At 62.2% G+C, this 21,835-nt stretch carries 24 protein-coding genes; 5 read left to right on the forward strand and 19 right to left on the reverse strand.

All coding sequences use genetic code 11. The features are described from left to right. The first annotated feature begins 52 nt into the window (after window positions 1-52). Window positions 53-1,588 (forward strand): HAMP domain-containing sensor histidine kinase, encoded by a 1,536-nt coding sequence (locus tag M2360_RS17270; RefSeq protein ID WP_280776507.1) that lies wholly within the window; start codon window positions 53-55, stop codon window positions 1,586-1,588. 27 nt (window positions 1,589-1,615) lie between these two features. Here M2360_RS17270 and M2360_RS17275 read toward each other — a convergent pair whose 3' ends face one another. Further along, window positions 1,616-1,981, reverse strand: a complete 366-nt coding sequence (locus M2360_RS17275) for a diacylglycerol kinase (RefSeq protein ID WP_280776508.1) — start codon at window positions 1,979-1,981, stop codon at window positions 1,616-1,618. Window positions 1,982-2,111: 130 nt separating this feature from the next. After that, window positions 2,112-3,128 (reverse strand): nicotinate-nucleotide--dimethylbenzimidazole phosphoribosyltransferase, encoded by a 1,017-nt coding sequence (cobT, locus tag M2360_RS17280; protein WP_280776509.1) that lies wholly within the window; start codon window positions 3,126-3,128, stop codon window positions 2,112-2,114. Between the two features lie 113 nt (window positions 3,129-3,241). Here cobT and M2360_RS17285 point away from each other — a divergent pair, with 113 nt between their 5' ends. From M2360_RS17285 to M2360_RS17295, 3 genes are read left to right on the forward strand one after another with little or no spacing between them, the layout of a single operon-like run. Further along, window positions 3,242-4,024, forward strand: coding sequence for an adenosylcobinamide-GDP ribazoletransferase (locus M2360_RS17285; RefSeq protein ID WP_280776510.1), 783 nt, complete (start codon window positions 3,242-3,244; stop codon window positions 4,022-4,024). A 41-nt stretch (window positions 4,025-4,065) separates the two neighbouring features. Further along, entirely contained in the window at window positions 4,066-4,284 is a 219-nt protein-coding gene (locus M2360_RS17290; RefSeq protein WP_280776511.1) for a DUF1289 domain-containing protein, read from the forward strand. Further along, a complete protein-coding gene (locus M2360_RS17295) occupies window positions 4,284-4,979 on the forward strand; it encodes a TIGR02281 family clan AA aspartic protease (RefSeq protein ID WP_280776512.1) in 696 nt (231 codons plus the stop codon). Before M2360_RS17290 ends, M2360_RS17295 begins: the two co-directional genes overlap by 1 nt. Here the strand turns inward: M2360_RS17295 and M2360_RS17300 are convergent, their stop codons facing one another. The 7 genes from M2360_RS17300 to yajC all read right to left on the reverse strand — a co-directional run bounded on the left by M2360_RS17300 (window position 4,980) and on the right by yajC (window position 11,733). After that, window positions 4,980-5,798 (reverse strand): sulfite exporter TauE/SafE family protein, encoded by an 819-nt coding sequence (locus M2360_RS17300; protein ID WP_280776513.1) that lies wholly within the window; start codon window positions 5,796-5,798, stop codon window positions 4,980-4,982. It lies immediately after the preceding gene. Window positions 5,799-5,895: 97 nt separating this feature from the next. Continuing rightward, the gene (locus M2360_RS17305; protein ID WP_280776514.1) at window positions 5,896-6,150 is read right to left on the reverse strand and encodes a hypothetical protein; all 255 of its coding nucleotides are present in this window, start codon (window positions 6,148-6,150) and stop codon (window positions 5,896-5,898) included. A 91-nt stretch (window positions 6,151-6,241) separates the two neighbouring features. Beyond that, entirely contained in the window at window positions 6,242-7,417 is a 1,176-nt protein-coding gene (locus M2360_RS17310) for an extensin family protein (RefSeq protein WP_280776515.1), read from the reverse strand. 94 nt (window positions 7,418-7,511) lie between these two features. Then, on the reverse strand, window positions 7,512-8,363 hold the full coding sequence (locus M2360_RS17315; RefSeq protein WP_280776556.1) for a phytoene/squalene synthase family protein: 852 nt from the start codon (window positions 8,361-8,363) through the stop codon (window positions 7,512-7,514). A 9-nt stretch (window positions 8,364-8,372) separates the two neighbouring features. Then, the gene (locus tag M2360_RS17320; protein WP_280776516.1) at window positions 8,373-8,762 is read right to left on the reverse strand and encodes an Mth938-like domain-containing protein; all 390 of its coding nucleotides are present in this window, start codon (window positions 8,760-8,762) and stop codon (window positions 8,373-8,375) included. 3 nt (window positions 8,763-8,765) lie between these two features. Beyond that, window positions 8,766-11,318, reverse strand: coding sequence for a protein translocase subunit SecDF (gene secDF, locus M2360_RS17325; RefSeq protein ID WP_280776517.1), 2,553 nt, complete (start codon window positions 11,316-11,318; stop codon window positions 8,766-8,768). 67 nt (window positions 11,319-11,385) lie between these two features. After that, window positions 11,386-11,733 (reverse strand): preprotein translocase subunit YajC, encoded by a 348-nt coding sequence (gene yajC, locus M2360_RS17330; RefSeq protein ID WP_280776518.1) that lies wholly within the window; start codon window positions 11,731-11,733, stop codon window positions 11,386-11,388. A 199-nt stretch (window positions 11,734-11,932) separates the two neighbouring features. Here yajC and M2360_RS17335 point away from each other — a divergent pair, with 199 nt between their 5' ends. Further along, window positions 11,933-12,796, forward strand: a complete 864-nt coding sequence (locus tag M2360_RS17335; RefSeq protein WP_280776519.1) for an ATP-binding protein — start codon at window positions 11,933-11,935, stop codon at window positions 12,794-12,796. 74 nt (window positions 12,797-12,870) lie between these two features. Here the strand turns inward: M2360_RS17335 and M2360_RS17340 are convergent, their stop codons facing one another. The 10 genes from M2360_RS17340 to M2360_RS17385 all read right to left on the reverse strand — a co-directional run bounded on the left by M2360_RS17340 (window position 12,871) and on the right by M2360_RS17385 (window position 21,833). Further along, the gene (locus M2360_RS17340) at window positions 12,871-14,313 is read right to left on the reverse strand and encodes a LysM peptidoglycan-binding domain-containing M23 family metallopeptidase (RefSeq protein ID WP_280776520.1); all 1,443 of its coding nucleotides are present in this window, start codon (window positions 14,311-14,313) and stop codon (window positions 12,871-12,873) included. Window positions 14,314-14,487: 174 nt separating this feature from the next. Continuing rightward, window positions 14,488-15,141, reverse strand: a complete 654-nt coding sequence (locus tag M2360_RS17345) for a protein-L-isoaspartate(D-aspartate) O-methyltransferase (protein WP_280776521.1) — start codon at window positions 15,139-15,141, stop codon at window positions 14,488-14,490. 1 nt (window position 15,142) lies between these two features. Further along, window positions 15,143-15,907: a 5'/3'-nucleotidase SurE gene (gene surE / locus M2360_RS17350; RefSeq protein WP_280776522.1), complete on the reverse strand. Its 765-nt coding sequence runs from the start codon at window positions 15,905-15,907 to the stop codon at window positions 15,143-15,145. A 4-nt stretch (window positions 15,908-15,911) separates the two neighbouring features. Then, entirely contained in the window at window positions 15,912-17,195 is a 1,284-nt protein-coding gene (serS, locus tag M2360_RS17355; RefSeq protein ID WP_280776523.1) for a serine--tRNA ligase, read from the reverse strand. A 117-nt stretch (window positions 17,196-17,312) separates the two neighbouring features. Next, entirely contained in the window at window positions 17,313-18,119 is an 807-nt protein-coding gene (gene tatC / locus M2360_RS17360; RefSeq protein ID WP_280776524.1) for a twin-arginine translocase subunit TatC, read from the reverse strand. After that, entirely contained in the window at window positions 18,116-18,835 is a 720-nt protein-coding gene (gene tatB / locus M2360_RS17365; protein ID WP_280776525.1) for a Sec-independent protein translocase protein TatB, read from the reverse strand. The genes tatC and tatB overlap by 4 nt, the downstream gene beginning before the upstream one ends. A gap of 51 nt (window positions 18,836-18,886) precedes the next feature. Continuing rightward, complete coding sequence (locus M2360_RS17370) at window positions 18,887-19,078, reverse strand: twin-arginine translocase TatA/TatE family subunit (RefSeq protein ID WP_280776526.1); 192 nt, start codon at window positions 19,076-19,078, stop codon at window positions 18,887-18,889. A 31-nt stretch (window positions 19,079-19,109) separates the two neighbouring features. Beyond that, a complete protein-coding gene (locus M2360_RS17375; protein WP_280776527.1) occupies window positions 19,110-20,222 on the reverse strand; it encodes an ABC transporter ATP-binding protein in 1,113 nt (370 codons plus the stop codon). Window positions 20,223-20,269: 47 nt separating this feature from the next. Continuing rightward, window positions 20,270-20,968, reverse strand: a complete 699-nt coding sequence (scpB, locus tag M2360_RS17380; RefSeq protein ID WP_280776528.1) for an SMC-Scp complex subunit ScpB — start codon at window positions 20,966-20,968, stop codon at window positions 20,270-20,272. Beyond that, window positions 20,961-21,833, reverse strand: a complete 873-nt coding sequence (locus tag M2360_RS17385) for a ScpA family protein (RefSeq protein WP_280776529.1) — start codon at window positions 21,831-21,833, stop codon at window positions 20,961-20,963. Before M2360_RS17385 ends, scpB begins: the two co-directional genes overlap by 8 nt. Between the last annotated feature and the right edge of the window lie 2 nt (window positions 21,834-21,835).

Raw genomic sequence — 21,835 nt, forward strand, 5'->3', positions numbered from 1 at the left:
AACGAATGAGTGATAATCTCACCCCCGTAATTGCGTGTGCCAGTTTCAGGTCATGAGTCAGAAAGCAAGTTTGTCTCCAGACAAGATCATCGTGGATCGATCCCGCGTGTCCCGGAATAAGGACGTGGCGCGGGCGGTGAAAACCACGCGTGAACGGCTGCAGACCAACGCTTCTGTCGGCAATTCCTTCGACAAGGAATTGCTCGCCCTGCACCTGTCGTCGATCCAGTATAGCGCGGCTGCCTTGCCGCTGTTCGCCATCGTCATCAGTCTTATCGCCAATTCCGTTTTCACCGGCGTCAATCTGTTCAGCTGGATGCTGGCCAGTCTCGCGGTTCATTCCCTGCAGCTGTTTGTTTCGAGGCGGGCGCAACGCAGCGGCATCACCCATGAAAATGTGCAACGATGGCGTCGGGCGCTGATCGCCGCACAGGCGCCAGTCGGTCTGTGCTGGGCGTGGTTCGCGGTCATCGATTGTTCCGCCTGCACCGTCGATTCCTATTTCTACTTCAAGAGCGCCGTTCTTATTCTCGCATTGTCCGCCACGTCGATGGCGCAATCCATGCTGCGGGGCGCGACCCTTTACACTTTTCTGCCTGTCGTGGTCGCTCTCGCCTATGGCGGATTTCAGTCGCGCGCGGCGACAGATCTCGCCTTGACGGCGGTGTTTACCATGTCTCTGGTGTTCTTCGTGTTCATCACCAACAGGCTCTACAGCTCCAATATCCAGGTGATGTCGTTCCAATCGGAAAAAGACGACCTGATCGCCGAGCTCGAAGTGGCGAAATCGATGTCTGACGAAGCCCGTCGCCGCGCTGAAGAGGCCAATCTGGCCAAATCGCGTTTTCTCGCATCGATGTCACACGAGCTGCGCACGCCGCTCAACGCGATTCTCGGCTTTTCGGAAGTGATGGCCACTGAAGTCCTCGGGCCGCTCAACAACCCGACCTACAAGGAATATGTCGCCGACATCCATACGTCGGGCCAGCATCTCCTCAACCTCATCAACGAAATTCTCGATCTCTCCCGCATCGAGGCCGGCCGCTACCAGCTCAACGAAGAAGCCGTGCAGCTGGTCGACATCACCGAAGATTGCATCGGCATGGTGCAGCTCCGGGCAAAGTCCAAATCGATCCGCGTCGTCGAGCAATATGAACCTTCCATGCCGTCGATCTGGGCCGATGAAAAGGCGGTGCGCCAGATCATCCTCAACATCCTGTCCAACGCGGTGAAATTCACCCCGCAAGGCGGCGAGATCGTCGTCAAGGCGGGCTGGACCGCCTCGGGTGGCCAATATGTGTCCATCAAGGACAATGGCCCGGGAATTGCCGAAGAGGAAATTCCCGTCGTGCTGTCGGCTTTCGGCCAAGGCTCCATCGCCATCAAAAGCGCCGAACAGGGCACGGGTCTCGGCCTGCCGATCGTGCAGGCGCTGCTGCACAAGCATGATGGTCAATTCTACCTGAAGTCCAAGCTGCGCGAAGGTACGGAATGCATCGCCATCCTGCCCGCCAAGCGCGTGCTGCAGACGCTTCCAGCGGTCGAGGAGACCGCTGCTGTCGATCGGAAGAAAAAGACGTTCGCCTGATCCTGACCCCGCCGAGCGCGGGAGCCGCTACAGGAAAACGACCCAGGCCATATAAAGCCCGACCGACACCAGCATGCAGAACACCGCGAAGGATCCGAGATCCTTGGCGTGCTTGCCGGTTTTCGATACTTCCGGCGACACACGGTCAACGAGCTCTTCCACCGCCGTATTGAGCGCCTCAAAGCCGAACAGGATCAGGAAGAGAATGACCAGGATGAGATATTCGGCGAGGGTCGCGCCGACGGCGGCGAAAAGCGCCAGCGCCGCCACGAACATCAGCATTTCGTGACGGAAGGCGGATTCCCCAAGCGCACGCCTGAAGCCAGCCAGTGAATAGCTGGCTGCCGCGAAGAGATGCGCCAGACCCGTCTTCTTCTCTTCCGGCGCTTCCATCGTGCGTCTCCCGTCTTGTCGCCCCAATCGCGCGTTCGCTCGGACATGTCGCCTGCGAATCGCGCCTGGCCCGAATGACCTTTATCAAGCCGATCCTGTTGCGAGGCCTGCGTTGCGGCCCATCGGCCCGTCAACCCTTGTTGCTGACGCCTGCGCTATCGAAAGTCGCCATGCCCGCATGGCAGGCGGCGGCGGCCTTGACGATGCCGGCGGCCAACGCCGCGCCCGAGCCCTCGCCCAACCGCATGCCGAGCGCCAGAAGCGGCGTCTTGCCGAGCTTGTCGATCGCCTTCATATGCGCCGGTTCAGCAGACACGTGACCGATCAGGCAATGATCGAGCGCCGAGGGATTGGCGGCCTTCAGAATGGCGGCGGCGGCAGTGACGACATAGCCGTCGAGCAGCACCGGTATGCGTTCCATGCGGGCGGCGAGGATGGCGCCGGCGATGGCGGCGATTTCGCGGCCGCCGAGGCGGCGCAGAATTTCCAGCGGATCGGAGAGATGATCCTTGTGCAGCGCGACGGCCTTCTCGACAGCGGCGATCTTGCGCTTCAACACCTCGCCTTCAGAGCCCGTACCGGGGCCGACCCAATCCTCAGCCGTCCCGCCATAGAGCGCAAGATTGATGGCGGCGGCGATTGTGGTGTTGCCGATACCCATTTCACCCAGGCAGAGCAGATCCGTGCCGCCAGCGATGGCCTCCATGCCGAATGCCATGGTGGCGGCGCAATCGCGCTCGGAAAGCGCCGCCTCCTCGGTGATGTCGTTGGTCGGATAATCGAGCGCCAGGTCGAAGACCTTGAGGCCGAGATCATAGGTGGCGCAGATCTGGTTGATCGCCGCGCCGCCATTGGAGAAATTCGCCACCATCTGCTTGGTGACTTCAGCCGGATAGGGCGTGATCTTCTGTTTGGTCACGCCGTGATTGCCGGCGAAAATCGCCACCAACGGCCTGTTAACGGCGGGCTTGCGGCCTGTCCAGGCGGCGAGCCAATAGGCGATTTCCTCGAGCCGGCCGAGCGAGCCCAGCGGTTTGGTGAGCTGGCTGTCGCGATCGCGCGCGGCTGCGAGCGCCATGCTGTCAGGACCGGGCAGATTTACGATCAGATTGCGAAAATCGTCGAATGGCAGGCCGCTCACGCTCATGACCCAGGTCTCCTGTTTTTTCTTTCCCGGCGACGGATGCGTCCCTATTATCCGCAGTCGCCGCGGGCGGCAACCTTCATCACGCCGCCGCCGGTCGCAAAGGAATGAGTTTGATGACGCATGCAAATCTGCTGGTGGACACCGCGCGCGCCGTGGGCTTCCTGAGCCGCCTGCCTGTTCCCGCCCGCTTCTTCGATGGCTATGACGGATCGTTGACGCGGGCCTCGCGGGCCTTCCCACTGGCGGGGCTTATCGTCGCGGCGCCGGCGGGCGTGCTGCTCGCCGCCACGCTTGCTTTCGGCCTCGAGCCTTTGGTCGCCAGTGTCCTGGCCTTGGCCGTTATGGGCGGAACCACCGGGGCGCTGCATGAGGACGGATTGAGCGACGCCGCCGACGGTCTTGGGGCGACACGCGACCGTGACCGGGCGCTCGCCATCATGCGCGACAGCCGCATTGGCTCGTTCGGCGCAGCCGCGCTCATTCTCTCCTACGGTCTCAGGACAAGCGCGCTCGCGGCTGTCTGCGCCGCCATTGGCCCCTTGGCGAGCATGGCGGCCTTGCTCGCCGTCGCCGCCTTGAGCCGGGCCGCCATGGTCTGGCACTGGCGCGTCTTGCCGCCGGCGCGCACGGATGGGCTCGCAGTGGCGATGGGCGGGCCCGACGGTGCGAGCGCACTGTTCTCCACCGTCTCGGCGGCGATCATCGCCGCCTTGCTGATCGGTTCTTTCGCCGGACCGTTCCAGGCGCTCGGCGCAATGGCGGCGGCAGCCGCGGCGACAGCGGGCTTCAGCCGCTATGTCCGAAGCCGCCTTGGCGGTCAAACCGGCGACACGATCGGAGCCACGCAGCAATTGTCCGAAATCGCCGCGCTGCTTGCTCTTGCGCTCCTGACATGACAATCCCCATATTCGCTGCAATACGCATCAGAAGGTCCGCCATGGAATCCCCCTGCATTCTCGTCTGTTCCATCGACGACAAGACCGGTTACTGTTTCGGCTGCGGGCGGACCCGCGAGGAAATCGGAGCCTGGACGCAGTATTCCAGCCAGGAACGCCGCGACATCATGACGGCGCTGCCGGCCCGGCTCGAAACAATGGAGCGCAAACCGCGCCGCGAGACGCGCCGCACACGGATGGCGCGAGGGAATATTAGCTGATGCAGCGCGTGTTGATCGCCATCATCGTCGGCCTTTTGCTGCTCATCGGCGCCCTGGCGCTGGCGCCAGACAGTTTCAACATGGACGGCGACCAGATCGCCCAACTGGTGAAATACGGCATGATTGCCGCCCTGATCGGCTCCGGCGTGTTGGCGAGCCAACGCAATCTCGGCCAGGCGGTGCGCAGTCTGGCCATCTGGTCGCTCATCGCGCTGGCGCTCGTCACCGTCTATCTCTATCGCAACGACGCACAGGACGTGGCCTCGCGGCTGACCGCCGGCCTGATCCCTGGCCGCGCCTCGACCTTTACCGACGCACAGGGCTTTAACACCGTGGTGCTCTACAAGGCCAGCAATGGTCATTTCCAGGCCGAAGTGTCGATCAATGGCAAAAACGTGCCGATGATGGTCGATACCGGCGCGAGCATGATCGCGCTGACCTATGAAGACGCAGAACGCGCCGGCCTCGACATGGCCGGGCTCTCCTTCACATCGCCTGTCATGACCGCCAACGGGCGGGCGATGATGGCGCCGGTGACCATCCCCTCGCTCAGCATCGGCGGCATTGAGCGCACCAATATCCGCGCCGGCGTGGCCGAACGGGGCCGGATGGCCGAAAGCTTGCTCGGCATGAGCTTCCTGCAAACGCTTAGCGCCTTCTCTTTTGAAGGCGACGAGTTGAAGCTCCGCGACTGATCAGGTCAGGCTGACGAAAAAGCGGATCGACACGACGGTGAGGAACAGGCCGAAGCCGATTTCCAACTGCCGCTTGTCGAGCGCATGGGCAAGCTTCACGCCATAAGGGGCGACCAGCAACGTCATCGGCATGACCAGCGCCACCGTGATCCAGTTGACAAAACCGGTCGAGAACGGCGGCAGGAACGGCTCGCCCCATCCCGCCCAGACGTAGCCGATCAGGCCGGGGATGGAGATGAGCACGCCGACGCCCGAGGCCGTGGCGACCGATTGATGCACGCTGCGTCCGAACAGCGTCATCCAAAGGTTCGACAAGACGCCGCCGCCGACGCCCATCAGCCCGGAAAACAGGCCGATGCCGAAACCTGCGCCCGCATTCACCGCGCCCTTAGGCAAGTCATCCCCCAGCCGCCAGCTCTGGCGGTTGAGGAACATGCGGATGGCGATCAGCAGGGAAAGAACGGCGAAAATGGCGCGCAGCTCCCAGCCCGACACATAGGCGGCCACAAGCGCAGCCGCGACGACGCCGACAGGAATGGACAGCGCCCATCCTTTGAGAACCTCCATATCGACGGCGCCGCGGGCCTTGTGAGCGCGGAAAGAGCGGATCGAGGTGGGCACGATAATGGCCAGCGAGGTACCGACCGCGACATGGGTCCTGACGGCGTCGGCGACGCCCAAGAGACCATAAACCTGATAGAAGACCGGAACAAGGATGGCCCCGCCGCCTACGCCGAACAAGCCCGCCAAAAGGCCTGAGACGACGCCTGCGGCGACGAGAGCTGCGGCAAAGACGATCAGTTCCGACATATCGGGCATAGGCGGGCTCCTGTTGGCTGGAGACTTCCGCTAAGCCCCTTCGGTTCGCGCTACAAGCCGCAAACGCGGTCAATCCGTCCTCAACACCAGGTTTGGACTACTTCCATTCACCGTCCACGTCGCAGCCTTTCGGTGGAATGGGCAGATCGCCGAACCGCTGCTTGAGCATCTCGCAGCCATATCTGTTGATCGGCCCGGGCATGATGGCGTTGAGGCTTGAGCCGACATCATCGAAGGGACTGTCGGCATGGGCGACATAGGCGTACCACTTGCCCCCAACCAGAAGAAGCATGGCGGCGAGCAAAGTAGGCTTGGCTATTCGGTGAATTCTGGAAGCTGATGTCTTGGTCATGGCGGCAAACTCTATCTGTCGCCAGCATAACGCGCCGCAATTAAAGACTATTCATGGCGAACGATAAAATCTTAACAATTGTGGCGCGGCGTCACAGGCTGCAATGCCGGTATCCCTTTTTGCGGGCGCGCATGTCGAAATGGAAGTGATCGCCATGATAGGGGTCGCCAGGGCCGAGCACGGTCGTGAAGTAGCGGCAGGAGTCCTCGCGAACAGTTTTCAACAGACCCTTCTCACGGAATTGAAAGAAGCCCTTCTTGCGGACATCGATCTCCTTGCCGTTGTTCAGAATGAACTTGCCGATATCGATGGCGTTGCCGCGCGCATGCTCCGACCAGGGATTGTTCGATCGCGAGTTCATCTTGCGGCAGGAATAGGACGACATCTGATGGATGGTCTTGATGCCCGAGAAATAGCGATAGCGGGCGGCGGGCACGAGTTCGTTGCGCACCCATTTGGCGAAAGCGCGCGTGACAGTGCAGTTCAGTTTGGCGGCGGGCTTCAATTGCACGCCGCTGGCAAAGCCGCTCACCAGGATCGGATGGGCGATACCGCAACTGGCGCCGTCCGAAATAGGGGGAATTTCCTTGAAGCGCACCCCAAGCTTCTCAAGATCCTGACGACAGGCTTTGTCGGCCTTGGTCAAGCCGCCATAGGATTCGGGAACCTGCATCGGATCGGAAAAGCGCGGAATGAAAGCGACCTGCTGTTCCGGCGCTTCTTTACGGCGCGTGGGCATGGTGATTTCACTGGCCTGGGCCGCCTGATCGAACGGCACGGCGCTTGCCGCCGAGGGGGCGGACATGTCGACCAGTTCATCCGTGCCGACGCCGGCGACGACAGGCTGCGCCGTGTCGCCCTCGGCGATGTCGCGGGCCTGCTCTTCGGCAAGACCGACCGGCGCGACGCCGAGACTGTCATCGATGTTGACGCCTTGATCGGGAATCGTCATCGCCTGCGGGCCAGACGGCATGGGCTGATCTGCGTCAGACGCGGCGTCCACCAGCGGCTGATCCTGCGGCGTTTCTCCCATACCGGCGAGATTGGGTTGATCGAGATAGATGTCGACATTTTCGGAGGTCTGGGCCGTATTGCCGGGCGCCGCATATGTTGACTGGCGCGTCTGCCGCGTTACCTTGACGCTGGAGACGGTTTCAGAGCCGATATCGGCTGGCGGCGTCAGATCTCCCGAACAGGATGTCAGCGCGACGGCGACGCTGGCCGTCAGAAGACGCCGGCTCCAAGTGACACAGAACGCAAAACGCATACTCTCATCCGTCGGCCAAATTCCGATGCGATTGCTCAGTTTAGGGCCGAAAGGGTTAGCGGAGCGTAAAGCTTTCTAGCTATGCACCGGAGAATCAGAAAGCGGCGCGGCGATGCGCCCGCCAAAGGCGCCACATTCTGAGCCATTGGGCCGAGACAACGGCTTCTGACAAGCAGCCGGCGCCAAGTTTTTCCGCTCGATCGAACACGGGCTCAATCAAGGCCAGCGGCAAGAAGGCGTCGGCGACAGGCGTCGTCAATCTGCCCTTCGCGGCTGCGCGCGCTGTCGCCAGATGATCGCGGCCATAGCCGATAAAGGCGGTGATCGCATGAACGACGGCGGGGCTCTCGCCTTTCAACAATGCCTGCCCGTTCAATCCCGTCGCGGCGAGAATGTCGGCGGGCAGGTAGACCTGCCCGCGGCGGCGATGCAGCGGCATCAGCAGCAGCGTTCCCGCGACCAGTTGCGCGATGCCGGCATGGCCGGCCGCGTCGGCGAGTGACGGCGCGGCGTCGGGAGCCAGGATCAGCGCCGCCAACTGGATCAGCGCCGACGACGTTTCTCCAGCATAGCCTTCGAACATGCGTCGGCTTTCCATCGGATCGTCGTAGAGATCGAAAATCCGCGCCTCGGTCATGGCCGCCAGCGCCGGGCGCGGCAGTTTGTGTTCCTCGATGGCATGGATCAATCCCGCCGCAAGCGGATTGGCCATGGCGTCGCCGGCGCCCTGTCCCTCCACGAGATCACGCCACCATTGCAGACGGATCTCGCCTGGCAGGGGGTCGCGGACGATATCGCGCACCCGCGCCAGTTCGGCGTTGAAGGCGTAAAGCGCCGCGATCGCGCCGCGCTTGTCCTCCGGCATGAGCAGACAGGCGAGATAGCGGTCGAGATCGGTCGACCGCAGCGTGGTCAGGCACGCCTCATAGGCTTCGATGCGGCCCATGGCCATGGTTCACTCCACGGCGATCAGCGCGGCTGCAGCCGCGCGGCTTTCGGCGAGCAGAATGTTGAACGTGCGCACCGCCGCGCCCGTGGACATCGGGTCGGCGGAAACCTGCGCCGCCTTCAGCGCCTCGCGCAGAGGTCGCTTCAGCGGCATCAGATTCTTTCCGGTGCCGACAAGCAGCACCTCGATTTCGGCGGCCTCGGACAAAACGCGCGCGAGGCTTTCTTCATCGATATCGGCTCCGTCAGCGACATCCCAGCCATAGATGCCCGAAGGCAGGCACAGAATGGATCCCCGATGGCTCATATCGGCGAAACGGAAGCCGCCATTGCCATAGGCGTCGATCGGCGCCCGTCCGGGGAAATGCTGTTCGCGGATGATGATGCCTCTGGCCACGCCTTACACCGCCTGCGCTTCGGGGGCCTTCTCGTCCTGTTCATCCTTCTTGTCGAACGCGTCCGACCGGAGCTTGAACAGGATGAGGATCGGCGCAGCGATATAGATCGAGGAGAAGGTGCCGACCACGACGCCAAACAGCATCGAAATCGTGAAGCCGCGAATGACCTCGCCACCAAACAGCACCAGCGCCGCGATCGCGATCATCGTCGTGACCGAGGTCAAGATGGTGCGCGACAGCGTCGAGTTGATCGAGGTGTCGATCAGCAGTTCGAGCGGCATCTTCTTGTATCGCCGCAAATTCTCGCGCATTCGGTCATAGACCACGACCGTGTCGTTGAGCGAATAGCCGACGATGGTCAGGATCGCCGCGATACTGGTGATGTCGAATTCGAGCCCGGTGAACACGAACAGACCGATGGTCAGCAACAGGTCATGCAGGGTGGCGACAATGGCGCCGAGCGCAAACTGCCATTCGAACCGGAACCAGATATAGACCATGATCGCCAGCAGCGACAGGCCGACGCCGATCGCGCCCGTCATGGCGAGTTCGCCGGATACCGACGGCCCCACCACTTCCACGCGGCGGAAATCATATTCGTCGTTCAACTCGCCGCGGATCTTGTTGACGGCAGATTGTTCGGCGTTCTCGCCGGCTTCCTGGCTCTGGACGCGCACCAGCACCGAGCTTGGATCACCGAAGCCCTGGACCTGCACGCCGCCGAGATTGAGTTCGCCCAGGCGGTCGCGAATATTGGCGAGGTTGGCGTCGCCCTGCTTCGCCTTCAGTTCGATCATCGAGCCGCCGGTGAAATCAATGCCGAGATTGAGGCCTTGGGTCGCAACGCCAGCCACCGACGCGATGGCCAACGCGGCCGAAATGCCGAATGTCCATTTGCGCACGCTCATGAAGCGAATCTGGGCAAAATCGAAGAATCCGGTGCGCACGCCCTTCGGCAGCGCCTTGGGACGCGTGCGGCGCAGCCAGATGGAGATCATCAGACGCGAAACGGTATAGGCGGTGAAAACCGTGGTGATGATGCCGATCGACAGGGTGATTGCGAAGCCGCGCACCGGACCAGAGCCCATATAGAACAGGATCACGGCGGCGATCAGCGTCGTCAGGTTGGCGTCGATGATGGTGCCGAACGCCTTGTTGAAGCCGGTTTCCATCGCCTGCGTTATCGGCCTGCCCGCCTTCACCTCTTCCCGGAAGCGTTCATAGAACAACACGTTGGAGTCGACCGCCTGACCAATGGTCAAGACGATGCCGGCGATGCCGGGCAAAGTCAGCGTCGCGCCCAGCATCGACAGGATGGCGATGATCATCACCACGTTGATGACCATGGCGGCCGAGGCGATGGCGCCGAGCGTGCCGTAGAAGAATTGCATGAAGGCGATCACTGCGACCAGGCCGATCACGCCGGCGATGAAACCGGCGCGGATCGAGTCGGCGCCGAGGCCGGGGCCGACGGTGCGTTCTTCGACAACGGTCAGCGTCGCGGGCAGCGCGCCGGCCCGCAGCAGAACCGCGAGGTCGGCCGCGCTCTGGGCAGTGAAGTTGCCGGAAATCTGACCGGCGCCGCCAAGGATCGGCTCATTGATGACAGGGGCCGTAATGACCTGATTGTCGAGCACGATGGCGAAGGGCTCGCCGACATGCTCCTGAGTGATGCGGCCGAATTTCTGCGCGCCGGCCGAATCGAATCGGAACGACACGATGGCGGCGTTGTTTTCCTGATTGAAGCCCGGTTGGGCGTCGACGAGGTTTTCACCGGTCAGGATGGCGCGCTTCTGCAGAAGATAGGGAACCGGCGGATCATCATTGGAATAGACGATTTCCGAGCTGGCCGGCGGACGACCGTTCATCGCTTCCTGGACCGGCATCGAATTGTCGACGAGGTGGAAGGTCAGCTTCGCGGTCTTGTTGAGAATGGCCTTGAGGCGTTGCGGATCGTCGAGACCGGGAACCTGCACGATGATGCGGTCGACGCCCTGGCGCTGAATCAGCGGCTCGGTGGTGCCGAGTTCGTCGACGCGGCGGCGAACCACTTCGATCGACTGAGACACGGCGGACTGGATGCGGTAATTCAAGCCTTCATCGGTGAGGTTCACCTCGAAGGTTCCGTCCGCAGTGTTGTTGACCGTGGCTTCCTGAATCGACGAACCGGCGAAGCCGCCGACGCTCACGAGTTGCGTGAGATCCTTCAGCGATTCCTTGGCGGCGTCGATCTGGGACGCGTCACGCAGCTTGAAGGTCACCTGCTGGCCACGCACGGCGAGGCCGGTATAGCCGATGGAGGCCTTGCGAAGGTTGCCGCGGACATCGTCGAGCACGGTTTCCATGCGCTCCTTGACGATGTCGCCGCGCTCGACCTGCAGCATGATATGCGAGCCGCCCTGAAGGTCGAGGCCCAGCGTCATCGTCGTCTTCGGGAACCAGGACGGCATGCTGGCGAGCACATCCTTGGGGATGAAGTTCGGCGTGGCGATCAGGATACTGACCAGCGTCACGAGCCAGATGGCGATGGCTTTCCAGCGCGAAAAATACAGCATGAGCGTCTCGATATGGTTCCGTCAGGCGAAAATGCAAAACGGCGCGGAAACCGCGCCGTCAAAATTATCAGGGCTTGTTGGCGGCCACTGGCTCGCCCTTGACGCGGACTTCCGCGATCATGGCGCGGACGACGCGGACCTTCACGCCTTCGGCGATTTCGGCTTCGAGCTCATCCTGGCCTTCGGTGATCTTGGTGACCTTGGCGACAAGGCCGCCGCCGAGCACGACCTGATCGCCGCGACGGATGTTCTTCAGGATTTCCTCGCGCTTCTTGACCTGCTGGCGCTGCGGCCGGAAAATCAGGAAATAGAACACCACCATCATCGGCACGAAGAGAAGAAGAATGTCCAACCCGCCACCCAGCGGCGAGGACTGCGACGTTGCCGACTGCGCGAAGGCTTCCGTGAAAATCATTTGATACTCCCGACGATGAAACGTAGACGGCCTGGTCCGGCCGGTTTTCTGGCCGCCGGAATATAGGAACATGGCCTGTCAATGCAACAGGACGGATGGAAATAACACTTCGTAAACCGACGTTTTCACCGGCTTCCGACCTTTCGGGGTCCAGGCCTGCATGTTAGCTGCCTCTCCACCTGAAAAAAGGAGCGACACGATGAACGACGAAATCCTGGCCGCGATCCTCACGGAGTTGAAACGACTGGCCGACGCCGCCGAACGCAGCGCCGGCCCCAAAGCGCCTGAAGTCGACTGGACGGCGGCCGACTGCTTCGTCTGGTCGCCGGAACGCCTTGCTCTTCAACCTGTATCGCGCCCCAATCGCGTCGATGTCTCGCTGATCAAGGGCGTCGATCACGTCAAATCAATCCTGCACGACAACACCGAGCGGTTTGGCGCAGGATATCCGGCCAACAATGTGCTGCTCTGGGGCGCGCGCGGCATGGGCAAGAGCTCGCTGGTGAAAGCGGTGCACGCCGCCGTAAACGACGCCCTCTCCATCCGGCTGAAGCTGGTGGAAGTGCACCGCGAGGACATCGGCACGCTGCCGGCGCTGATGGAGATCCTGAAGACCAGCAGCGAGCGCATCGTGCTGTTCTGCGACGACCTCTCCTTCGATCACGACGACACCTCCTACAAGTCGCTGAAAGCAGCGCTGGATGGCGGCGTCGAGGGACGGCCCGACAATGTCGTGTTCTACGCGACCTCGAACCGGCGGCATCTTCTGCCGCGCAATATGATCGAAAACGAACAGTCGACGGCCATCAATCCGTCCGAAGCGGTCGAGGAAAAGGTGTCGCTGTCAGACCGGTTCGGCCTGTGGCTCGGCTTCCACAAATGCAGCCAGGACGACTATCTCGCGATGATCGACGGCTATGCCGACTATTTCAAGCTGACGGTCGAGCGCGAGCGCCTGCATGCGGAGGCGCTGGAATGGGCGACGACGCGCGGTTCGCGCTCCGGTCGCGTCGCCTGGCAGTTCATCCAGGATCTCGCTGGACGGCTGCGCCAGACGCTCTGACAAGCAGGTCCCGAAACGTAAGGAAGCCCGGCTGAGGGGCCGGGCTTCTCACGCGCGATCCTCCGACGCACAACTTACTGGAGGAACGTCATCGGGTTGACGGCCACGGCATTCTGCCGGACCTCGAAATGCAGTTTGGGACGTTTCGCGCCGCCGCTCATGCCGGAATTGGCGATGACCTGCCCGCGCGTCACCTTGTCGCCGCGCTTGACATTGAGATCAGCCGCATTGCCGTAGACGGTGACGGTGCCATCGTCGTGGCGCACCAGAACCGTGTTGCCGAGATCCTTCAGGCCGCTGCCGGAATAGATCACGACGCCGTTTTCGGCGGCCTTCACCGGCGTTCCCTCCGGAACCGAAATATCGATGCCGGTGTTGCGGGCGCCTTCGACATTCTGGCCGTAGCCGGCGATCACCGCGCCGCGAACCGGCCAGCGGAACTTGCCGATGCCCGTGGCGTCCGGTGCGTCTTCGCCACTGTCGGACGACTTCTGGACTTCGGCGACGCTCTTTTCAGCCGCAGGCGGCGTATAGGTCTTCGGCTTGGCGGCAGTCGCCTGCTTGACGGCCTGACCTTCCGGAACGGCCGCAGTCTTGACCGGGTCGGCCGCTACAGCGCCAGCGGCGGGGATGACGAGCTTCTGGCCGATGCGGATATCGGCGACCGCCATCCCGTTTGCCTTTTTCAGCGCATCGATGCTGACCTTGTTGGCGCGGGCGATCTTGGCGAGCGAATCGCCGGGTTTCACCACATAGCCAGCGCCATCCGGGGCGCTTCCGGCGTCCGCGAGTTTGGCGTCGACCACCTTCTTTTTGTCCTGCAGCGAGGCGGGCAGCGCGGCCTGCTCCTGACTCGGGGCCTTGCCCGGCACCGGAACTTTTTTGGAGCTCTCGACAGCCGGCGGCATGGTCTGGGCCATCGTGTCGGTGACCGGGATCACAACCGTGCGGCCATATTTCAGGTCGGCTGCGGTTTGCATATTGTTGGCGCGCAGGATTTCCCGCTGCGGCACGCCGTATTTGGCGGAAAGGCCCGACAGCGTCTGACCGCTCTTGATCTCGACGCGCGGCGAGCGACTGGTCACCTTCCAGATCGACTGGGCGCTGCCGGTGCGGATCGGGTCGGCGTTCTTCTGGCTGTCGAGCGTCATCACCTGGCGCGCCGGCATCGGCTGGGCGAGAGCCACGCGCTCCGGACTTTGACCCGGCGCGCTCAATTCCGCCCGCTGCACGCGGGACGCAGCCGGGGGCACCGTGCTGGTCGCCAGCGCGTCATAAGGCTGATCCGGATATGGCTGGTTCAGCGCGTCATTGCCGGCGAGATCGCCTTTCGAGATGTCGGCCCTGGGCGTCGGAACTTTGCCATTGACGGCATTGACCCGATGGGGAACCGAAGCGGTCGTCAGCGTGTCCGTCCGCGAGCGGGAGAACAGGCTGTCGAAACGCGTGACGTCCGAACTGCAACCCGTCGCCGCGCCGGCGAGGAGCATCACCGTAACCAAACGGATGGAAGACATTCTTGACTTTACGATTTCATAGCTACGCATGACTGCAACCCGTGCAACGCATTACCTTAGCTATGATTAAAGCGCGTTAGAGTTACCGTGCGGTTAACTGCGCGGAAATGAGTAAAATAAATCTAGAAAACGATAACCTTAACAATATCTTGCAAAAGGCCTCAAAGCCCTGCCTCACAGCGTCTGCGCCACCTGCTGCACGATTGGCTGGAAGGGCGTATCAAACAGATCTTCGCGCTCGAAACGGCTGCCGGCCTTAACCAGCCGGATCATCCTGGCGACGCCGTCTTCACCCAGAACGGGCGCGAGCATGACGCCGCCGGAGACAAGCTGTTCCGCGTAAATTCGCGGAAAAGCCGAAAAACCGGCGGTGATGAGAATGCGATCGAACGTCCCCTCACCCTGCAGACCGACATTGCCGTCGGCCTGGCGGACGATGACATTGCGCAGCGCCAGCTTGTCCATGCGCTCCTGAGCGAGATTGACCAGCGTGCGGTAGCGGTCGATGGTCAACACCCTCTCGGCGATGCGCCCCATCACGGCGGCGGTGAAACCGCTGCCTGTGCCGATTTCCAGCACGCGATGGCTTGGCTTCAGCTTGAGGAGATCAATGAGGATGGCGGAGAGATCGACGCCTTCCATCACCGCGCCGCATTCGAGCGGCAAGGTTCTGGATGACCAGGCGTTGCCACTGAAGTCGGACGGAACGAACAAATGACGAGGCGTCTGCTCGATCGCGTTGAGCAGATCGGGATTGTTGACGCCCTTGGCGCGCAGCCTGAGGCAGAGAGCGGCAAAACCTTCCTTGCTGCTCACGCTCTGCGGCATGTCAGGAATCCTTGAGAGCCTGATCGATCCGGTCGAGCAGGCTGTAATCGGTCAGATCGAGTTTGAGCGGCGTCACCGAAATCTTGTCGGCCTTCAGCGCGTGAATATCGGTGCCTTCGCGGAAATCACCCTGCCGATTGTCGAATTTCAGCCAGTAATAGGGAAAGCCGCGACCATCGATGCGGCGCTCGACATTGACGCCGAAATCGAGCTTGCCCTGCGACGTGACCTCGACGCCCTTGACGTCGGAGGGCGCGCAATTGGGGAAGTTGAGGTTCATCAGCGTCCAGGCGGGCATATCGACGTCCAGGAGCTTCCTGATCAGGTCCGGGGCGAAGAGCTCGGCGATCTCCCAGGGGGTGACGCGCTCGCCGTCGAAATAGGCTGCGGCCTGGCTGAGCGCGAAAGACTTCACACCCTGTAGCGTACCCTCGATCGCGCCGGCGATGGTGCCGGAATAGGTGACGTCGTCGGCCATGTTGGCGCCGGCATTGACGCCCGAAAGAACCAGATCCGGCTTGCCCGGCAGCACTTCCTTGCAGCCCATGATGACGCAATCGGTCGGCGTGCCGCGCAGCGCGAAATGCTTGTCCGAAATCTTTCGGAGCCGCAAGGGCTCCGAAAGCGTCAGCGAATGCGCAAGCCCGCTCTGATCGGTCTCCGGCGCAATGATCCAGACGTCGTCCGACAGCGTGCGGGCGATACGTTCCAGCACCGCCAACCCTTCGGCATGGACGCCATCGTCATTGGTCAGGAGGATCCGCATGGACTCAGCTCGCTTTCTCGATCTTCTTCAGACCGCCCATATAGGGCAGCAACACATCCGGAATTGTGATGGAGCCGTCTTCATCGAGATAGTTTTCCATCACGGCGATCAAGGCGCGGCCAACGGCGGTGCCCGAACCGTTCAGCGTATGCACGAACTTGACCGACTTATCCGTGCGATCGCGATAACGCGCATTCATGCGACGCCCTTGGAAATCGCCGCAGACGGAGCAGGACGAGATCTCGCGATAGGTGTTCTGCCCCGGCAGCCAGACCTCGATGTCATAGGTCTTCTGCGAGCCGAAGCCCATGTCGCCGGTGCACAGCGTCATGGTGCGGAAATGCAGGCCGAGCTTCTTGAGCACGGTTTCGGCGCATTCGGTCATCCGCTCATGCTCGGCGATCGAGGATTGGGCGTCGGTGATCGACACGAGTTCGACCTTGTTGAACTGATGCTGCCGCAGCATGCCACGCGTGTCGCGGCCGGCGGAGCCGGCTTCGGAGCGGAAGCAAGGGGTGAGCGCGGTCAGGCGCAGCGGCAGGACATCGTGTTCGAGGATCTGCTCGCGCACGAGATTGGTGAGCGGCACTTCCGCCGTCGGGATCAGCCAGCGGTCATCGGTGGTGCGGAACAGGTCTTCAGCGAATTTCGGCAGCTGGCCGGTGCCATACATGGCGTCGTCGCGCACCATCAAGGGCGGCTGCACTTCGAGATAGCCATGCTCCATCGTATGCGTGTCGAGCATGAACTGCCCGATGGCGCGTTCGAGACGGGCCAGTTGGCCCTTGAGGATGGTGAAGCGCGCGCCGGCGATCTTGGCGGCGCCTTCGAAATCCATCCAGCCGAGCGCTTCGCCGATCTCGTAATGCTCCCGGGCGGGATGGTTCCAGCGGGGCTTGTCGCCCAGCACCCGGGTCACGACATTGTCGTTCTCGTCCTTGCCAACAGGCACATCGGCGAGCGGAATATTGGGGATGCGCGACAGCGCGTCATTGAGTTCGGCGGTGATGCGGCGCTCTTCTTCTTCGGCCGCCGGCAGATCGACCTTGATCGCCGCCACTTCGGCTTTCAGTTTTTCCGCCAGCTCCATGTTCTTCTGGCCCATCGCCGCGCCGATCTCCTTGGAGGCGGCGTTGCGGCGCGACTGCATGTCCTGCGCCTTCTGGACGATGGCGCGGCGCGTCTCGTCGAGCGCGATGAGGGTGGCGGACTGGGCTTCGGCTCCGCGCTTGGAAAGCGCGGCGTCGAGCGCCGCTGCATTGTCGCGAATCCATTTGATATCGAGCATGTGAACACCGTCTCTTGGCTCAGGGGCGGAATCCCGACGCGTCGTGATTCCGGATCACCGTGGTTTTGGCGCGCGGAGAGCGGAAAGACAAGCCGCAAGCGCGGCTCGCCGGTCAAATCAGGCGGACCCCTCGGAGCTTTCGTCCGAAATCCGCTGTTTGCGGGACTTCTCGATCAGCCGCGCCGCATAGATGGCGACCTCATAGAGGATGATCGTCGGGATCGCCAGACCGAGCTGCGAGATCGGATCCGGCGGCGTCAACACGGCGGCGACGATGAAGGCGATGACGACGGCGTATTTGCGCTTTTCGGCGAGCGTCTTCGAGCTCAGCAGTTCGACGCGCACCAGCAGCGATGTCACCACCGGCAGCTGGAACACCAAGCCGAAGGAGAAGATCAGCGTCATGATCAGGCTGAGATATTCCGACACTTTCGGCATCAGCGAAATCGCAATCTGCCCCTGGCCGCCCGTTTGCTGCATCGACAGGAAGAACCACATCACCATCGGGGTGAACAGGAAATACACCATGGCGCCGCCCAACAGGAACAGCACTGGCGAGGCGATGAGGAACGGCATGAAGGCGGCGCGTTCGTTTTTATAGAGGCCGGGCGCCACGAATTTGTAGATCTGCGTCGCGATGACCGGAAAGGCGATCACCATGGCGCCGAACATCGCCACCTTGATCTGGGTGAAGAAGAATTCCTGCGGCGCAGTGTAAATCATCTCCGTCGTGCTGGGGTCGAGATGCGACCAATCGACGGCAATACGATACGGCACCACCAGCGCATTGAACAATTGTTCGGCGAAGTAGAAGCAGACCAGAAAGGCCGCGAAAAACGCGACGACGGCCCAGATCAGCCTCTGGCGCAGTTCGATCAGATGCTCGATGAGCGGCTGCGGCTTGTCCTGGATCTCTTCACTCATGCGTCACCGGTCTCATCGGATTTCTTGGCGGACTTTTTCCGCGTCTTCGGCGCGTCCGGCGTTTCGCTTGCGACCTTGGCAGTGGACTTGCGCGGTGCGCGCGCCGGCTTTTCGACGTCGCCATCGGCTTTTTCGGCCTTGGGCTTTGTCGTGCGCTTGGCCTTGGGTTTCTCGTCAGCGGCAACCGCAAGCGGCTTGGCGTCGACCACGGCGGGCACAGGCTTGGGCTCGACGACAGCCGGAAGCGGCGCAGGCTGCACGACGACCGGCGGCGTCTTCAACGCTTCCGGCTCGGTTTGCGTCGGCGCGAGTTGCGCCACCGGTTCAAGAACCGGATTGGACGCCGGCAAGGCCGCGTCCGTCTTCTCTTCGACTGCGGACACACCAGCGGACGTAGAAGGCTCGTCCTTCAGATCGGTCGCCTTGCGCAGGTCGGACTTGATGTCTTCGCCGAGTTTGCGGATCGGGTTGATCGCGTCGCGAAGGCTGTTGGTCGGGTTGAGCTTGTTGACTTCGCTCAATCCCTTGCGGACATCGTCGAGTTCCGCCTCGCGCAGAGCCTCATCGAATTGTGAACGGAATTCATTGGCCATTCCGCGCACGCGGGTCGCCATCCGCCCGAACGTCCTGAGCATACCCGGCAGATCCTTTGGACCCACCACGATAATGAGAATGAGCGCGATGACAAGGATCTCGCTCCAGCCGACTTCCAGCATGATAATTATCCTGCGGCTGGAGCGGCTCGGGCCGCCCCTGCCGGCGCCCTGTTACTTCGCTTCGTCGGCCTTGTGATCCACGGACGGCGTCTTGTCGGCGGTTTCTTCCTCGGCCATGCCCTTCTTGAAGTTCTTGATGCCCTTGGCGACATCGCCCATCAATTCGGGGATTTTGCCGCGGCCGAAGAAAATCAGGATCACGGCCAGAACAATCAGCCAGTGCCATACGCTAAAGGAACCCATGCTCACACTCCCAGTTTTGTGCCAACAAGACTTAGTCGGTCTTTATGGCTTTTTCAAACACCAATGTATCACGTTCGTTCATCGAGACAACGACATCCCGTAGCCCATGCGGCACTTCGTCCGCCCGGATGCGCGCCCGGATAGGCTCATCGAGCCCTTCGACGGCCAATGTGAACATGTCAACAACGCCGAGAAAGCGGCGTGACAGGATGCGCGCCGCCGCCCCCTCGCCTTCGGCCGCGATTTTCAATCCGGAAAGACGCAGCGCTACATCCACAGTTTTGTTGTCGGCGAGATCGGGCGCGGCGATTGCGCCGAGCGGAGTTTCCACCTGCCCGCGCAAAACCACGCCCTCGAACAGATTCACCTCGGAAAAAAACGATGCGGCGAACAAATTGGCCGGGTTGCGATAGAGAATTTCGGAAGGGCCGACCTGCACCAGTCGGCCGTCCTTGAGAAGCGCGATCCGGTCGGCCATGCGCATGGCCTCTTCCGCGTCATGGGTCACCACGATCGCCGTCACCCTCGCCTCGCGGAGAATTGACAGCGTGTCGGCGCGGATCGCATCCTTCAGTCGGGAATCGAGGCCTGAAAACGGCTCGTCCATCAACAGCACGGCGGGACGCGGCGCCAGCGCGCGCGCCAAGGCGACGCGCTGCTGCTGCCCGCCGGAGAGCCGGTGCGGGTAATCTTCGGCATAGTCGGCAAGCCCCACACGCTCCAGCGCATTCAGCGCTTCGGCCCGCGCCTCGGGCTTCGGCAGCGCCGTCAGGCCATAGCGGACATTGTCGACGATGGTCATATGCGGAAACAGCGCGAAGTCCTGGAACATCAGCCCAACGCCGCGCCGTTCGGGCGGCAGGAAGGCGTCGGGGCCAGCGATCTCCCGGCCATTGAGGAGAACCCGGCCCGCGCTTTGCGCCTCTATTCCGGCGGCGATGCGCAGCAATGTCGTCTTGCCTGACCCAGACGGGCCGAGAAGGCAGAGCACCTCGCCCGGCTCCACGGTAAGCGACAGATCCGACAGGATCGGCTTGTCGCCATAACTGTGGGTGATGTTTTCGAAGCTCAAGCCGGCGGCGAAGGTCACGCCGGCCGATCGGCGAGGACTCTGCGCATCCTTCAGGCTATTTGTGCTCGGCAATTGCGTCTATCCCGGCGGACATCGCGCCCGCTCATTTTAAGATGACGCTATTCATCCGCTTCACCCCCGGGTGTCAAGAGGCCGAGTTCTTCGAGATCGAGCTGGGTGATGGGATCTTCGTCGCCGGCAAGCTCGTCGTCGCTCTTCGGAATTGGCGCGGAAAGCCCAGGCGGAATGCGCCCCGTGAGCAGGCCCGCAGCCTTGAGCTCCTCGATGCCCGGAAGATCACGGATTTCCTCAAGACCGAAATGATCGAGGAAATCGCGCGTCGTGCCGAAAGTCACGGGCCGCCCCGGCGTGCGTCGGCGGCCCCGGAACTTGACCCAGCCCGCTTCCAGCAGCACGTCGAGCGTGCCCTTGGAGGTCTGAACGCCCCTGACATCCTCGATCTCCGCGCGCGTCACCGGTTGGTGATAGGCGATGATCGCCAGCACTTCGAGCGCGGCGCGCGACAGTTTCTTCGGCTCCTGCCCTTCCTGGCGGACAGCGAAGGACAGATCGGCGGCGGTGCGAAAGGCCCAGAAGCCGTCGATCTTGACGAGATTGACGCCGCGCGCGGCGTAAAATCGGCTGAGTTCAGCGAGGATGCGCGGCACATCGGCGCCGCGTGGCAGGCGCTCGGACAGGTAATGTTCCGAGACCGGGTTTGCGGAGGCGAAGATCAGCGCTTCGGCCGCCCGCGCCGCATCTGAATTCAAGATATCGCTCAGAAGAGCTTTGGTTTCCGGAGCGATCGCGTCAGTCACGTCCCGCCTCCATGGCTTCGAGATCGGCGTCGGTGATCGGGTTGGATCCCGTCCGCATGAAAATCGGCTGGAAGGCCCCTTCCTGCCGCACCTCGATGCGGCGTTCGCGGATCAATTCCAGCGTCGCGGCAAACGAACTGGCGATGGCGGTGGCCCGCTCCTCGGGATCGGCCGCATAGCGGATCAAAAATGTGTCTAGCGCCGTCCAGTCGTCCAGCGCGCCCACAATGCGCGCCAGCATCAGCCGGGCGTCGGCCAGCGACCAGACCTTGCGTCTCTGGATGGTGACATTGGTGATCGCCTGCCGCTGGCGGAGATTGGCGTAGGCGGACAGGAGATCATAGAGAGAGGCGTCGTACGCCGACTTGCGCTCATCGGGGATGAATTCCGGCGCGCCGCGGGCGAAGAAATCACGGCCGAGCCTGTTGCGATTGACGAGCCGCATGGCGGCGTCGCGGATCGCTTCCAGGCGTCTCAGACGATAGGCGAGCGTGGCCGCCAGCTCTTCCCCTGAAGGGCCGTCGTCCTTCGGCGCCTGCGGGATCAGCAAACGCGATTTGAGATAAGCGAGCCAGGCGGCCATCACCAGATAATCGGCGGCCAATTCCAGCCTGACACGACGGGCGCTTTCGATGAAGTCGAGATATTGCTCGGCCAAAGCCAGCACGGAAATGCGGGCGAGATCGACCTTCTGATTGCGCGCGAGATGCAGAAGCAGGTCGAGCGGCCCTTCGAATCCCCCGACATCGATCACGAGGGCAGGCTCGGCCTCCGCCACCGGCAAGGTCTCATCGATCCTTATGGGGCGATCCTCCCAGAGCTTTTCGAGAGGCGCCTGATCCTGCGCGTCGGGTCCCGCCGTCATCG

Origin of the sequence: Rhizobium sp. SG_E_25_P2 (assembly GCF_029892285.1) — a bacterium.
Taxonomy (GTDB): domain Bacteria; phylum Pseudomonadota; class Alphaproteobacteria; order Rhizobiales; family Rhizobiaceae; genus Rhizobium_E.